This window comes from Streptomyces sp. NPDC058470, assembly GCF_042721055.1.
Classification (GTDB): domain Bacteria; phylum Actinomycetota; class Actinomycetes; order Streptomycetales; family Streptomycetaceae; genus Streptomyces.
Genome location: NZ_JBHXMF010000040.1, coordinates 58,691 through 71,208 on the forward strand (window position 1 = coordinate 58,691; position 12,518 = coordinate 71,208).

Below are 12,518 nucleotides of genomic sequence, written 5' to 3' on the forward strand. Positions count from 1 at the left end.
TCTCACGATCAAGGAAGCAACGTGATCAAGCACAGGCGCGCGCTGGGTGGCGCACTCACACTGGCCGTGGCGGTCGGTGTCGCGGTGGGCGCGCCGACGGATGACGACGTGCCGCGACGGAACGCCGCCGCTGCGGTCACCGCCGCCGAGTCCACCAGCACCGCCGACCACACTCGGCTGCGCGAACTCCTGCAACGGCTGACCACGGTCGACGGCGGGCCCGGCGCGCTTGTCGAAGTGCGGGACCTACGCGGCAGCGCGGTGTTGACCAGCGGTGTCGCGGACGTGAAGAGCCACGCGCCGGTGCGCCGTGACAGCAGGTTCCGGATCGGCAGCATGACCAAACCGTTCGTGGCGACGGTCATGCTCCAACTGGTGGGAGAGCATCGCGTCGTCCTCGACGCGCCGGTGGAGCGCTACCTGCCCGGCGTCGTCCGCGGACACGGCAACGACGGGCGGGTGATCACCGTCCGTCAGCTGCTCCAGCACACCAGCGGCGTGCCCGACGTCCTCGACTACCTCAGTCCGCAGGAGATCGTCAAGGACCCGCTGGCCCACCACGACACACGTGACCTCGTGAACATCGCGCTCGCCCACCCCCCGACCTTCGAGCCGGGCACCGGCTGGCGCTACTCCAACACCGGCTACCTGCTGGCCGGCATGATCATCGAGAAGGCGACCGGCCACACGTACGGCGAGGAGATCCGCCGGCGCATCATCACGCCGCTCGGCCTGCGCGAGACGTTCGTGCCGGGTGATGCCTCGGCGATCCCCGGACCGCATCCGCGCGGGTATGTGCGGCCGGGCGAGGACGCGCCCCTCATGGACATCACCGCGGTCAACCCCTCGGTCGCGGGCTCGGGCGGCGAGATGATCTCCAGTGGTACCGACCTCAACCGGTTCCTGGACGCGCTCGTACGCGGCAGGCTGCTGCAACCGGCCGCCCTTCGGGAGATGATGAAGACCCGGCCGACCGGCAACCCGGACGGCCGGGCGTACGGCCTCGGCCTGGAGAGCAGGCCGCTGCCCTGCGGCGGCCTCTACTGGGGGCACACCGGCGACTTCCTCGGGTACGAGACGGCGGGCGGTGCCACGGTCGACGGCAGGCAGGCGACGGTCATGGTGAACCTCGACCCGGGTGGTTCGGACGCACAAAGCGACGACATGAAGGCCGCCGTCCAGACGGCGCTCTGCGAGGGCGGGCCCTCGGCCTCAAGTGGGGGATGACGCTGCGGTTCTACGATCCCCAGCTCGGCGCGTTCCGGTCGACCTGGCTAGGTCCTGTCGTGGCTGGGTGATCCCGGTCGTCGGCAGGCCGACCGAGGACGGGTTCGCTCTCGAAGGCGAGGCGCCGCCGTTCGTAGCCGAGGTCGGCCCAGCCGGATGTCAGCCAAGGCTCAGACCGAAACCGGGTGGTCATGGCAGACCTCGAAGGCAACGAGTTCGACGTCCTACGCACCCTGGCACCGCAGAACCAGGCCGCGAGCGGGCACCCACACCCCATCACACACCGCAACTATCAGGTTGCCGAGAAGACCTCAATGTGCGGTACCAGGCCAAGAAAGCCTGCGAAGTCCTGACTCTCTCGCGCGTCTGACGATCACCTGCCCATGCTGACGGAGACATGGCGGATGTTGCCTGCTGCGGCATAGGGGACCCGGTAGACGAACGAAGGGAACGGGTCGGTCGTGACCCGCTGCCCGGAGTGTCCGACCGCGCCGGGATCCTGCGCGCGGGCCCGGGTGAACGCGCTGACGCAGGTTGCGTGGATGTTGGTGTGCTTCGTCCGTCTTGCCAGGGCGAGCAGACTCCGCAGGGCGGTGACGGCATCGTCGGCGCGTCCCTCGTTCAGGCGGGCTTCTGCCGTTGTACTGAGCAGGTACGCAAGGTCGGTCAGCGTGCTGGCGAGGGTGGCTGCGTAGGGTGCCGGGTCGCCGTTGCCCAGGAGTTCCCGCAGGAGGGTTTCGGCCTCCTCGTAGCAGGCCAGTGCCCCCGCTTCGTCCCCGGCGCGGTGCAGGGCGCGGGCGAGGGCCCGGAGGCGTTCGGCAATCAGGGGCTGGTACGCGTCCCAGTCGGACTCGGCGAGCCGGCGCGTGATCGCCAGGGCCTCCGTGCCGCTCACCACGGCGGCCTCCGGCATGCCGTGGCCGAGCTGCTTGATGCCGAGGTTGGCCAGCGTCCGGGCCAACTCAGGTTCGAAGAGGCCAAGTTGGCGCTCCGCGACGCGACGGTAGGCGTCGACGCTCCGCTTCCAGGCTTCGACGGACTCGTGGTGGGCGTCCGCACGCCAGTGAAGCTCGGCAAGCTCGCCCAGCGCCTCGGCAAGCTGCGGCCCGTAGATGTCGGGGTGGGTGACAGCGAGCCGGGCGCAGAGGTCCGCCAGTTCACTGCGGGCGAGCTGCTCTTCTGCGGGGGCGCCCAGCGCGCCGAGGTAGTGGGCCCGGCATTCCAGGGCGAGGGCGAGCCGGGGCTCACCGTCGGCCGGATCGCGCTCGGCCAGGGCTCGGGCGACGGTGACGGCCTCCTCGGCGGTGTCGCAAGCCTGACGCAGGTCACCGGTCGCCCCGTAACACCAGGCCAGATCGGTCAGGTGCCGGGCGCGCTCCGGCATCATCTCGGGTTTGCGCCGCGCCCATAGGCCGACGACGTATACCCGCGCTTCGACTCCGGTGCGCAGGGCCTCGTCGTACCGGCCGAGGGCGCGCAGTCCGCCGGTGACCTCGAGCAGCACGTAGGCTTTCACCATCTGTAGACGGAACAGCCGCTGCCACGGGTTCCTGGCACGCAGGAGCTCCAGGCACTCCAGATAGGCGGCGACGGATTCAGCCGTGCGGGAGAGCCGGCCCAGCACCCGCGCGCTCAAAAGGAGGGCCATGATCGGGCTCCCCAGCGTTCTGTCCCTGCGCCGTGTCCCGGCGGACCTGTACGTCTCCACGCTCTCCCGGGCCGCGGCAAGTGCCTCGTCGAGCCGGCCCATCTCCGCCAGGGACCCTGCGCGGAGGAAGAGGGCATAGGCGGTCTGTGTCCCGGAGGCACGGGATCCCGGGACGGAGGACAGGGACTCGTCCACCGCGGCGAGCGCCTCTTCGAATCGGTCGGTCGCGAACGGCACACGGGCATACAGGACGAGGGAGCGCGCCAGGCCATCCAGGTGGCCCGGGCGAGGGCGTTCGAGGGCGACGAGGATGCGGTACACAGCGACCGCTTCCTCGCTCTGTGCGAGCCGTTCCGTCATCGGCCGCTCCCGCACCAGCACCCACGCGGGCGTGAGGCACCGCAGCAGGACAGCCCCCAACAACGGTCCACCCGCCCGGAGGTTGACCCGGGTCAACCTCCGCAACGGCGACAGCAGGACACGCACCAGCATCATCCGGTCGTCTCCTCAGCCGTCGCCCTTCAAGGGATTGACATCCGCTGGGGCGTACTGGTTCCGCTTCGGGACCGGAGTCTTCTTCGTCTGCCGATTCGCCGGCTGTGTTTGGCGGGGTGTGTGCACGTCGCGGCGTGGTGTGGGCCGGATGTTCTTTCGGCCCGGTGGTCGTCCGGAGCCGGTGCGCGAGGGTTTCGGTGCTCTGGCCGGGCAGGCGGCGTTGGGACGAATGTGCCGGAAGTCGCGGCGGACGCGGGCGGGAGTGAGTCAACAGGCGGAAGGTGTGCTCGATTTCTCAGGCGGCCAGGCACATTCCGTCGTATTGAGAGGTCGACGTGGTGCGACTCCGGCCCAGCCTGACCTGAGCGAGTCGGGTGAGCTCGTCCTGGGCCAGCGAGAGCAGGTCGCCCAGGCCGAGGCCCAGGGCCCGCGCGGCTGCCGCGAGGACTTCGGACGAAGCCTCCTTGCGGCCGCGCTCCAGCTCCGAGAGGTAGGGCATGGAGATCCGGGCCGTGTCGGCCACGTCCTTGAGCGTGCGCTCCTGAGCGAGCCGCTCGCGCCGCAGGACGTCACCCACGAGGTCGCGCCACAGCGGCTCCTTGGTCGCGGGAGTGGCGGCCGGTGGCGCCTGGCGGGGTGCGAGGACCGGACGGGGCCGCTGCGGCACTCGCGCCGGAGCGACGGTCGGAGTCGGCGCTGCCGCCGGGCGCAGAGGGATGACGCGGGCTTCGTTCGGCGCTTGGTTGCTCACCCCTTCAGCCTAGAAGCGATGGGCCGCAGGGGAAGGGACCGGCGTTCCGCTCTCGGTGGAATCGCTCGTCGGCCGTACGCCGCCTGCGGTGAAGTCCGCGGATCAAGTGCCGTACGGTCGCGGAGCGTCGGCGTGCAGGGCGCCGAGCAGGGCGAGGGAGTCGGCGTCCGCCGTGCCCGGTTCGGCGCTGCCGACGAGCAGGCACTGCCCGGGGGCGTCCTGTACGTCGAAGGACTGGTAGGTGAGCGTGAACCGGCCCACGTCCGGGTGGTTGAACACCTTGGTCTTGCTGCCCAGCCGGCCGACGCCGTGCTTGCGCCACAGCGCCGCGAACTCCTCGCTGCTGTCGAGGAGTTCCTCGACCAGCGCGCCGGTCTCGGGGTCGCCCCGCTGGTGTCCGTACGCCAGTCGCAGCGCCGCCACCGTGTCACGTGCGACGGCCGGCCAGTCGGCGAACAGCTGCCGGGCGGCGGGATCGCGGAAGAGCGAGTGGACCATGTCACGGGGATTTGCGAGGGGAGAGAGCAGCGCCCGGGCGGGAGCGTTCGAGGCAAGGATGTCGAGGCGGCGGTTGGTGATGTAGGCGACGGCCGCGGGAAAGCCGTCCATCAGCCGCAGCAGGGCGGGAGCCACCCGCTCCTGGCGGCGGCCGACGGGGGATGTCTTCGGCACGAGTCCGGCCAGCCGGTACGCGTGCCAGCGGGCGTCCGTGTCCAGGCGCAGCGCGCCGGCGATCGCGTCGATGACCTGCCCGGAGGGGTGGCGTTCCCGGCCCTGCTCCAGGCGCGCGTAGTAGTCGACGCTGACGCCTGCCAGGACGGCGACCTCCTCGCGCCGCAGCCCCGCTACCCGGCGTGCCCCGGAGCCCGGGAAGCCCACATCGGCGGGGTTCAGGCGGGAGCGACGTGCTCGCAGAAACTCGCCCAGCTCGTTGCCGCTCATGCAGAAATCGTACGTCGGTGTTTCCCGCGTCACGGCTTCCTGGGTGTGGCGCACCCAGGAAGACACGTCCTGCCGCCGCGGCGGGATCCGGCACATGCTCGGACCCTGACCGGAAACAGAGCCGCAGGTCGCGGACATGTCCGAAGGGGTTCTCATGACCGTCCCAGCCACCACCGCCGCCTCCCCGGGCAAGGTCGTGCTGATCACCGGGGCAAGCAGCGGGATCGGCGAGGCCACGGCCAGGCGGCTCGCCGCCGCCGGCCACCGACTGGCCCTCGGCGCCCGCCGCACCGACCGCGTCGCCGCTCTCGCCAAGGAGATCCGGGCCGACGGAGGCAGCGCACTCCACCACGAGCTGGACGTGACCAGCCTGGACAGCGTGCGCACCTTCGTCGGAGCCGCGCACGACCGGTACGGACGGGTCGACGTCCTGGTCAACAACGCGGGCGTGATGCCGCTGTCCCCCCTCGACGCCCTGAAGGTCGACGAGTGGAACCGCATGATCGACGTCAACATCCGGGGCGTCCTGCACGGCATCGCAGCCGTGCTCCCGCTGATGCGTGCCCAGGGCGCGGGTCACGTGGTGAACATCGCCTCGGTCTCGGGGCACCGCGTCGACCCCACCGCGGCCGTATACAGCGCCACCAAGTTCGCGGTCCGCGCCCTCTCCGAAGGCCTGCGCCAGGAAAGCCGCGACCTGCGCGTCACCGTCATCAGCCCCGGCCTGACCCGCAGCGAGCTCACCGAGGGCATCAGCGACACCGGCGTACGTGAAGCCGTCCAGGATCAGATGGGCATCGCGATCCCCTCCTCGGCGATCGCTGAGGCGATCCACTACGCCATCAGCCAACCCCTCGATGTCGACGTCAACGAACTCGTCATCAGGCCGACGGCGCAGGGGTGAGCGCGATGGTGACGAAGCAGCGGGTCGAGGCCTGGGTCGAGGAGTATGTGCAGGCCTGGAGGAGCAACAGCCCCAAGGACATCGCGGCGCTCTTCGCGGCGCACGCGGAGTACCACGAGTGGCCCTACGCGACGGACTGGATCGGCCGTGAGGAGATCGTCGAGGGATGGCTCGGCCGGGCGGGGTGGCAGGAAGGCGGCTGGGAGTTCGAGTGGTCCGTCCTTGCCGTCAACGGGGACACGGCGGCCGTCGAGGGCACCGGCCGCTACAAGGAGCTCGGCACCTTCGCCAACCTGTGGACCGTGACCTTCGACGGCCACGGGAAGTGCGCCATGTTCCGCATGTGGAACAACGAGGTGTGATTCTCACACCCCGCCGGGACGGCTACTGGCCCCGCCCTCGAGTCGATCCGACGGCGCAGGAGGTCGGCGTGACCGTTCTGCCTGGCGTACTCCTCGATCATCAGAGCCCCGGAGAGGTCGCGGACGAAACCGGGGCGCTGAAAGCCGAGGACGCCTCCGTCATCGATGCTGTCCCCGTCGCCGTCCCCGTCGCCGTCCCTGTCGTCGTCTCTGTCGTCGTGGCGGAGGACGCCAGGTCGGGTGACGAGTCCGATGCCGTCGTCGGGGGCTCCGATGGCGGGGACTGCGAGTCAGACTCGGACTCCGACGGTGCGGACGAGGACAACGAGGGCGACGAGGGCGAGGACGAAGACGGTGCCGGGGAGGTCGACGCGCACAGGCTCGGGCTCGGAGAGCCGCTCGGCGTCGTCCCGGGCGAAGAGGCACAAGGGGACTGGGATTTCGGAGTCGGGGACGAGACGCTCGCCGACGGGAAGGGCAGGTGCGCCGGCGGCTTTGTCTGCTCGTCGTGGTGGCCGGTGTCGCCCTTGTGCCGGGCGATCCACTCGTCGTTGTCCGGGTCGAAGATGACGAACACGTTGATGACCGTCGTCGAGGGCGAGACGACCACGACGTTCTGCGTCCGGTACGACGGCCACGAGTCACCGGTCCGCCTGGGCGTGGTCTTCTGCGCGACCGGCTCGCCCAGCGGGTTGCCGCAGGCGCAGCGCACCCGGGGGACGCCGTGATCGTCGACGAGAACAGCGGTGCCCGACTGGAGGACCGCCTGGTAGCTGGTGGCGGCGCCGTCGCGATAGCCGTGGTTGGTGACCCGGGTGTCATAGCCCAGTTGCACCGGGGTGAGCGCCCGCAGATAGCCGGGGACCTGGGAGGTACGCAGGCCCGCCACCGACGCGAACGCGTTGTTCTTCGCCGGGTCGGCCTGGAGGAACTTGATCTGCTTCTCCACGTCGCAGCTGGAGACGTTGCGGGTGCCGCCGTAGAGGCCGGGGGCCGAACCGTCCACGCCCCGCGTCACGTTGGCGGACTCCGACGCGGTGGACGCCGAGGGTGTCTCGGACGGGGTGGAGCTGTCGTTGGCCGTCGACTCCGTGAACGGGTCGGGTCCCGACTTGGCCGCCGCCTGGAGGAAGACCTCGCCGCCGCTCGCGGAGGTGTCGCCGTCGCCGCGGGTGAAGACCAGGCCGAGGACGACGGCGGCCACCAGTACGCCGGTGATCAGTGCGACGCGGGGCGCCGATTTCCACCAGGGACGGTCCCGGCCCTTGCCGGGCTCACTCGGTTCACCCGGTCCGCCGGGCCCGGAGGGCCCACCCGCGCCGCTTCCACCCGCACCGCTCGGCGGACCCGAGGGCACACGGCCACTGGGCTGGGTCGGACTCGGCTCGGAAGGGCCCGGCTGGGACGGACCCGACAGCGGGCCCGAGGGCGGTCCGGTGGGGCGGCCTGAGGACGGCGGTTCGACGCTCACGAGGTCTTCTTCCCGGTGTAGGGGGCCCGCGGCACTTCAGAAGCTTTGTGATGCTTCAAGCAGAGGCCTCGCGATGCTTCAAACGCTTCGCACAGGTTTCTTACGTTTGGCATCGCTTTCTTACACAACGAGCCCATTGTGTGCTCCGGTCCCGTGTCGCCCGCAAGCCGACGCGGTCGGCCCCTCCCGGCGGGCGGACCGCGTCGGCGCTGCTTAGCGTGGCAGCGTGAGCCCCCAGACACCGTCCGACCAGGCAGTTGTCCGCCCCGGTGGCAAACTGGCCGCCCGCCACGGCTGGCTCCAGGCCGTCCTGGCGGTGCTGGCCGGGATGATCGTCATGGGGGTGGTCGCCGCACTCGGGCTGTGGGCGGCCGGTGCGGCGGACCTGCCCGGCAACGCGTTTCCCCGGGTGGTCGCCGCCACCGTCGTCACGGCCGTCGGCGGCACCATCGAGCTCTCGGGCGGCGCCGGAGTGATCGCCGACACGAAGGCGGGCCTGACGGTGATTCCCCTGTCGGTCACCCTCGCCGGAGCGCTGGTGATGGCCGCCGGGTTCCTGCGGCCGCTGCGGCGCCGGGCGGTCGCCGGAGCCACCGAGCTGGCCGGATGGGCCGCCCGGATCGCCGTCCTGTGGCTGCTGGCCCTCCTCGCCCTCGCGCTCTTCGCCCGGCAGAACTTCAGCATCTCCCTCGGTGACGGAACGATCGGCGACATCGGCGACCTGTTCGGTGCCGCTCCCAAGGTCGGCTTCACCACCGATGTGCCGCTGACGCTGGTCTTCGGTGTGCTGTGGCTCGTGGGCGTCCTCGTCCTCGCCCTGCTGGTCTCGCGCGCGGCTCCACTCCCGCCCCGGCTGCTGCGCTTCCAGGAGTCGGTGCGTCCGGCCGCGTACGCCATGGTCGCGCTGCTCCTCGCGTACGTCGTCCTGGGCGTCGTCATCGCCCTGGTGGTCGCGGCGAGTCGCGGGCACACCGCCGAGACGTTCGCCGTGCTCCTGCTCGGTCTCCCCAACCTCGTCTGGCTGGCCTTCACTCTCGGGCTCGGCGTGACGTGGAACGGGCGCGTGGACGGGCCGTTCGGGTTGCCGATGCCGCATCTCCTCGACCAGGTGCTGCGCACCCCGGACATCTCCACGCTCAATCTGCGCACCCTCGCCGACTTCGACGGCAAGGCGTGGTGGCTGTTGGTCGTCGACGCGGTGCTGCTCCTCGCGGCCGCGTTCCTGATGGCCGCCCGCTCACCGGCCCGGATGCGGCTGTGGCAGCACGCCGTGCACATGGCGGTCGCGCTCGCGTTGACCGTGCTCATGGTCTGTCTCGTCGGCCGGATCTCCGCGCACTACGGTCTGTCGGTCCTCGGGATCGGCGACATCGGCGGCGGTCTGAACGGGGAACTCTTCCTCCGGCCCGAGCTGTGGACCGCGCTCGGGTTCGCCGTGCTGTGGGGGCTGGTCACCGGGTTCCTCGGCGGTCTGCTGGCGAAGGGCGTCCACCGGCGGGGCGAGATCCACGCCGAGGGACCCGGGGTCCAGGTCGGCTAACCGCAGTAGGTGTCCCGGGCGGGGCGCTCCCCCGTCGCCAGGTAGTGGGAGACGGTACGGTCGCCGCACTCATTGCCGTTGGCGAGGTAGGCGTCGTGGCCGGTGGAGTTCACGGTGACCATGGTGGCCCGCTCGCCCAGGGCGTCGCGGAGTTTCAGCGCGCCGCTGAGCGGGGTGGCCACATCGCGCTCGTTCTGGATGAGCAGGATGTTGGACGGGCCGCGGTCGGTGATCCGTACCGGGGGCTCCTTCGGCGTGAACGGCCAGGCGGCGCAGACCATCGCGTTCCTTGTCATGCCGGCGGTCAGCGGGTACTTGGCCCGGCTCCGGGCAACGTCCTTCTCGTACGCGGCGGCCGTCTTGGGCCATGCGATGTCGTTGCAGAGGGTCCCGGCGCCGACAGCGGTGACGTTCTGCAGCACCGCCTCGGGCGGCGCGGGGGGCGCCGGCGGCAGGGTGCCCTTCTGCGCGGCAAGGACCAGCCGGGCCAGGTCGGGGAAGCGGCTGGGCGAGTAGAGGCTGTCCAGCATCGTCTGGCGCAGCACATTGCCGTTCAGCTCCTCCGGGTTGGCGCCGGGCCAGGGGATCGGTTCGCGGTCCAGTCTCGCGGCGAGGTCCAGGAACAGCGGGCGGACCTCGTCCGCCGTCTCGGCCAGCCGGTCCGGGTTGCCGGGTGCGGACGCCCATGTGGCGAACTCGGGGAAGGTGTCCTCGACGCCCGCCTCGTGACCGGCGAGCCAGGCGCGGGCGACTCGGGTGTGGTCGGGGTCGTCGTTGCTGTCCAGCACGACGCGGTCGGTGCGGTGCGGGAACAACTGGCTGTAGACGGCGCCGACATACGTCCCGTACGAGACACCCCACGCGGACAGCTTGCGCTCGCCGAGCGCCGCCCGGATGCGGTCGATGTCGCGGGCCTCGTTGGCGGTGCTGATGTGCTTGATGAGCTCGCCGCCGTTGCGCTCGCAGGCGTCGGACAGGCGCTGTGCGGTGGCCATGTTCTCGGTGATCGATCCGTCGGGGGCGGGCCAGGGGCGCAGTTTCGACGTGGCGAGGTCGCTGTGGTCGAGGCCGCAGGTGACGGGGGTGGAGCGGCCGAGTCCGCGGGGGTCGAAACCGATCAGGTCGTAGGCGTCCCGCACCTCCTGCGGCAGCTGCTGCCCCTTGCCCGAAGGGTTGTTGAGGCTGGAGCCGCCGGGTCCGCCGGGAATCAGCAGCAGAACGCCGCGGCGCGCCTGCGGGTTCTCGCTGGGGATCCTGGAAACAGCGATGGTGATCTTCCGACCGTCGGGGTTGGCGTAGTCCATCGGCACCTCGACTGTCGCGCACTGCTGCCGCGGATCGAGCCCGCTTCCCTCGCACTTCGCCCAGGCGAGAGGCTTGGGTACAGCGGCGGTCGAAGCGGTCGCGGTGAGCGGTGCGGTGAGGCCGAGCACGAAGGCGGAGGCGGCGAGCAGGGCGGCGTTTCGCTGGATCTTCGTCATGCGACGAGCTTCGCCGATCTTCGCCGACCGCCACATCCTGCCAACCGGCGTGTGTTCAGGGGGGTTTGCCCCCGCATCTAGTCGCCCGGAAACACCGGCCCGGCCCAGCCCGGCGGATCCGGTGGCGGGCCGTACTCGGATGTCCCGACAACCCGCCCGTCCACCTGGGTCGGCGCGTGGCCGGCATCCGTGGCGCCGCTCGCGGCGACCCGCAGCGCTGCCACGAAGGCGAGGCAGGAGTCGTACCGGTCGTCGGGGCTCTTCGCCAGCGCCTTGGCGAGGACGTCGTCGACGGGAGCGGCGATGTCGGGGCGTTTGCCGGTCAGTGGCGGCGGCTCGTCGTACTGGTGGGCCCAGAGCAGCGCCATGTCGTCCTCGCGCTGGAAGGGCGGTTTCCCGGCCATGGTCTCGTAGACGACGCAGGCAAGGCTGTAGACGTCGCACCGGCCGTCGACCGGCTTGCCCGAGATCTGCTCGGGAGCCACGTAGTCGAGCGTTCCGACGAACTGGCCCACGCTCGTGAACCCGGTGAGCGACAGCGACTTCTTCGTCAGGCCGAAGTCCGTGAGGTACACGTGCTCGGGATGGTCGCTGTCGGTGCCCTGGGCGACCAGGATGTTGCCGGGTTTCACGTCCCGATGCACCAGACCGTGGTCGTGCGCGGCGTCGAGCGCGGAGGCGACCTGGACGGCGATCCGGGTGGCCACCTTGACCGGCAACGGGCCCTGGCGGTCGAGCAGGTGGCGCAGGTCGCGCCCGGCGACGTACCGCATGGCGATGTACAGGACGCCGTCCGTCTCGCCCGCCTCGAAGACCGGCACGATGTTCGGGTGGTCGATCGCCGCGGCCACCCGAGACTCGTGGGTGAAGCGGCCGCGGAAGGTGTCGTTGCGGGCCAGTTCAGGGGCGAGCAGTTTGAGGGCGACGGTCCGGTCGAGCCGCAGGTCCTTGGCGCGGTAGACGACGGCCATGCCGCCGCGGCCGATCTCCTGCTCGATCCGGTAGCCGGCGATCCGCCGTCCGATCAGGTCGGAGGGGCGCCCGGAGAAGAGGCTGGTGTCGTGGCGCCCACCCTCACCCATCAGAGGTCACTCCAGTCGTCCTCGTCGTCCATCAGAGGTCACTCCGGTTGTCCTCGTCGTACGTGACGACCCGCGTGGGTTCGCGGCCCACCGGAGCTTCTTCCCGTACCGGCTCCTGAGCCGCTGCCGCGGGGGCCTGCCCCTCCGCGTAGGTACTCAGCCGCGTCCCGTCGCAGTACACCCACCGCTCGTGCTCGCCGTCGTACAACCAGAGCGACTCGCCGTCGACGATCACCCCGATCCGCTGCCCCTGCGTACGGCCGCGGAAGGACTGCCCGTCGAGCCGTCCGGCGGCGAGATCCTCGGCGGCGCCCCGATAGCGGGAGAGCGCCTCTTCGACGCGGGCCAGGAGGGGGCGCGGATCGGCTGTCCGGGTGAGGGGGCTGCCGGCGGCGGGCGGCTCCTGCGGTACGGCGACCAGCAGGCGGCCGTCGACCCAGGCCGACCAGCCGTTGGCGCACAGGACCCGGCCCCAGTCGCCGAGCCGGTCGATCAACTGGACCGGCAGCAGCGCGTCGAGCGGCACCGTGGGCCGGGAAGGATCGGGGGTCTCCCAGGCGTGCAGGCCGTCCTGGGGGATCACGTGGGTGGGGCGGAATTCGGCTGTCGTCATCG

11 protein-coding genes and 2 pseudogenes are annotated in these 12,518 nt (G+C 70.9%); 5 read left to right on the forward strand and 8 right to left on the reverse strand.

From position 1 onward, the window contains the following. The first annotated feature begins 21 nt into the window (after nucleotides 1-21). Both ACFWP7_RS27320 and ACFWP7_RS27325 read left to right on the forward strand, forming a co-directional pair. A complete protein-coding gene (locus ACFWP7_RS27320) occupies nucleotides 22-1,227 on the forward strand; it encodes a serine hydrolase domain-containing protein (protein ID WP_384386111.1) in 1,206 nt (401 codons plus the stop codon). Nucleotides 1,228-1,382: 155 nt separating this feature from the next. Beyond that, nucleotides 1,383-1,472 (forward strand): annotated as a pseudogene (locus ACFWP7_RS27325) (VOC family protein); the annotation flags it as partial. Between the two features lie 128 nt (nucleotides 1,473-1,600). On the opposite strand, the gene ACFWP7_RS27330 reads toward ACFWP7_RS27325, so the two are convergent. From ACFWP7_RS27330 to ACFWP7_RS27345, 4 genes and pseudogenes are all read right to left on the reverse strand, one after another. Next, complete coding sequence (locus ACFWP7_RS27330; RefSeq protein ID WP_384386114.1) at nucleotides 1,601-3,370, reverse strand: hypothetical protein; 1,770 nt, start codon at nucleotides 3,368-3,370, stop codon at nucleotides 1,601-1,603. Nucleotides 3,371-3,382: 12 nt separating this feature from the next. Further along, nucleotides 3,383-3,637 (reverse strand): annotated as a pseudogene (locus ACFWP7_RS27335) (hypothetical protein); the annotation flags it as partial. A 28-nt stretch (nucleotides 3,638-3,665) separates the two neighbouring features. After that, complete coding sequence (locus ACFWP7_RS27340; RefSeq protein ID WP_384386117.1) at nucleotides 3,666-4,121, reverse strand: helix-turn-helix domain-containing protein; 456 nt, start codon at nucleotides 4,119-4,121, stop codon at nucleotides 3,666-3,668. 102 nt (nucleotides 4,122-4,223) lie between these two features. After that, nucleotides 4,224-5,063, reverse strand: coding sequence for a helix-turn-helix domain-containing protein (locus tag ACFWP7_RS27345; RefSeq protein WP_384386120.1), 840 nt, complete (start codon nucleotides 5,061-5,063; stop codon nucleotides 4,224-4,226). 154 nt (nucleotides 5,064-5,217) lie between these two features. Here ACFWP7_RS27345 and ACFWP7_RS27350 point away from each other — a divergent pair, with 154 nt between their 5' ends. Both ACFWP7_RS27350 and ACFWP7_RS27355 read left to right on the forward strand, forming a co-directional pair. Then, a complete protein-coding gene (locus ACFWP7_RS27350) occupies nucleotides 5,218-5,967 on the forward strand; it encodes an SDR family oxidoreductase (RefSeq protein WP_384386123.1) in 750 nt (249 codons plus the stop codon). Between the two features lie 5 nt (nucleotides 5,968-5,972). After that, nucleotides 5,973-6,329 carry a nuclear transport factor 2 family protein gene (locus ACFWP7_RS27355; RefSeq protein WP_384386127.1) on the forward strand — a complete coding sequence of 119 codons (357 nt, stop codon included), beginning with the start codon at nucleotides 5,973-5,975 and terminating at the stop codon, nucleotides 6,327-6,329. 100 nt (nucleotides 6,330-6,429) lie between these two features. On the opposite strand, the gene ACFWP7_RS27360 is transcribed toward ACFWP7_RS27355, so the two are convergent. Next, nucleotides 6,430-7,800 (reverse strand): DUF6777 domain-containing protein, encoded by a 1,371-nt coding sequence (locus tag ACFWP7_RS27360; protein ID WP_384386130.1) that lies wholly within the window; start codon nucleotides 7,798-7,800, stop codon nucleotides 6,430-6,432. 226 nt (nucleotides 7,801-8,026) lie between these two features. On the opposite strand from ACFWP7_RS27360, the gene ACFWP7_RS27365 reads away from it, so the two are divergent. Further along, the gene (locus ACFWP7_RS27365; protein WP_384386133.1) at nucleotides 8,027-9,340 is read left to right on the forward strand and encodes a streptophobe family protein; all 1,314 of its coding nucleotides are present in this window, start codon (nucleotides 8,027-8,029) and stop codon (nucleotides 9,338-9,340) included. Here ACFWP7_RS27365 and ACFWP7_RS27370 read toward each other — a convergent pair. From ACFWP7_RS27370 to ACFWP7_RS27380, 3 genes are all read right to left on the reverse strand, one after another. Further along, entirely contained in the window at nucleotides 9,337-10,821 is a 1,485-nt protein-coding gene (locus ACFWP7_RS27370) for an alpha/beta hydrolase (RefSeq protein ID WP_384386136.1), read from the reverse strand. The genes ACFWP7_RS27365 and ACFWP7_RS27370 overlap by 4 nt on opposite strands. A 77-nt stretch (nucleotides 10,822-10,898) precedes the next feature. Continuing rightward, nucleotides 10,899-11,903 (reverse strand): serine/threonine-protein kinase, encoded by a 1,005-nt coding sequence (locus tag ACFWP7_RS27375; protein ID WP_384386138.1) that lies wholly within the window; start codon nucleotides 11,901-11,903, stop codon nucleotides 10,899-10,901. Between the two features lie 31 nt (nucleotides 11,904-11,934). Further along, the gene (locus ACFWP7_RS27380) at nucleotides 11,935-12,516 is read right to left on the reverse strand and encodes a hypothetical protein (protein ID WP_384386141.1); all 582 of its coding nucleotides are present in this window, start codon (nucleotides 12,514-12,516) and stop codon (nucleotides 11,935-11,937) included. Nucleotides 12,517-12,518: the final 2 nt, after the last annotated feature.

Excerpts from the sequence above, each read along its gene's own strand:
- ACFWP7_RS27330 (WP_384386114.1), bottom strand. The coding sequence starts at position 3,370 with ATGATGCTGGTGCGTGTCCTGCTGTCGCCGTTGCGGAGGTTGACCCGG.
- ACFWP7_RS27345 (WP_384386120.1), bottom strand. The coding sequence starts at position 5,063 with ATGAGCGGCAACGAGCTGGGCGAGTTTCTGCGAGCACGTCGCTCCCGC.
- ACFWP7_RS27350 (WP_384386123.1), top strand. The coding sequence starts at position 5,218 with ATGACCGTCCCAGCCACCACCGCCGCCTCCCCGGGCAAGGTCGTGCTG.
- ACFWP7_RS27355 (WP_384386127.1), top strand. The coding sequence starts at position 5,973 with ATGGTGACGAAGCAGCGGGTCGAGGCCTGGGTCGAGGAGTATGTGCAG.
- ACFWP7_RS27370 (WP_384386136.1), bottom strand. The coding sequence starts at position 10,821 with ATGACGAAGATCCAGCGAAACGCCGCCCTGCTCGCCGCCTCCGCCTTC.
- ACFWP7_RS27375 (WP_384386138.1), bottom strand. The coding sequence starts at position 11,903 with ATGGGTGAGGGTGGGCGCCACGACACCAGCCTCTTCTCCGGGCGCCCC.
- ACFWP7_RS27380 (WP_384386141.1), bottom strand. The coding sequence starts at position 12,516 with ATGACGACAGCCGAATTCCGCCCCACCCACGTGATCCCCCAGGACGGC.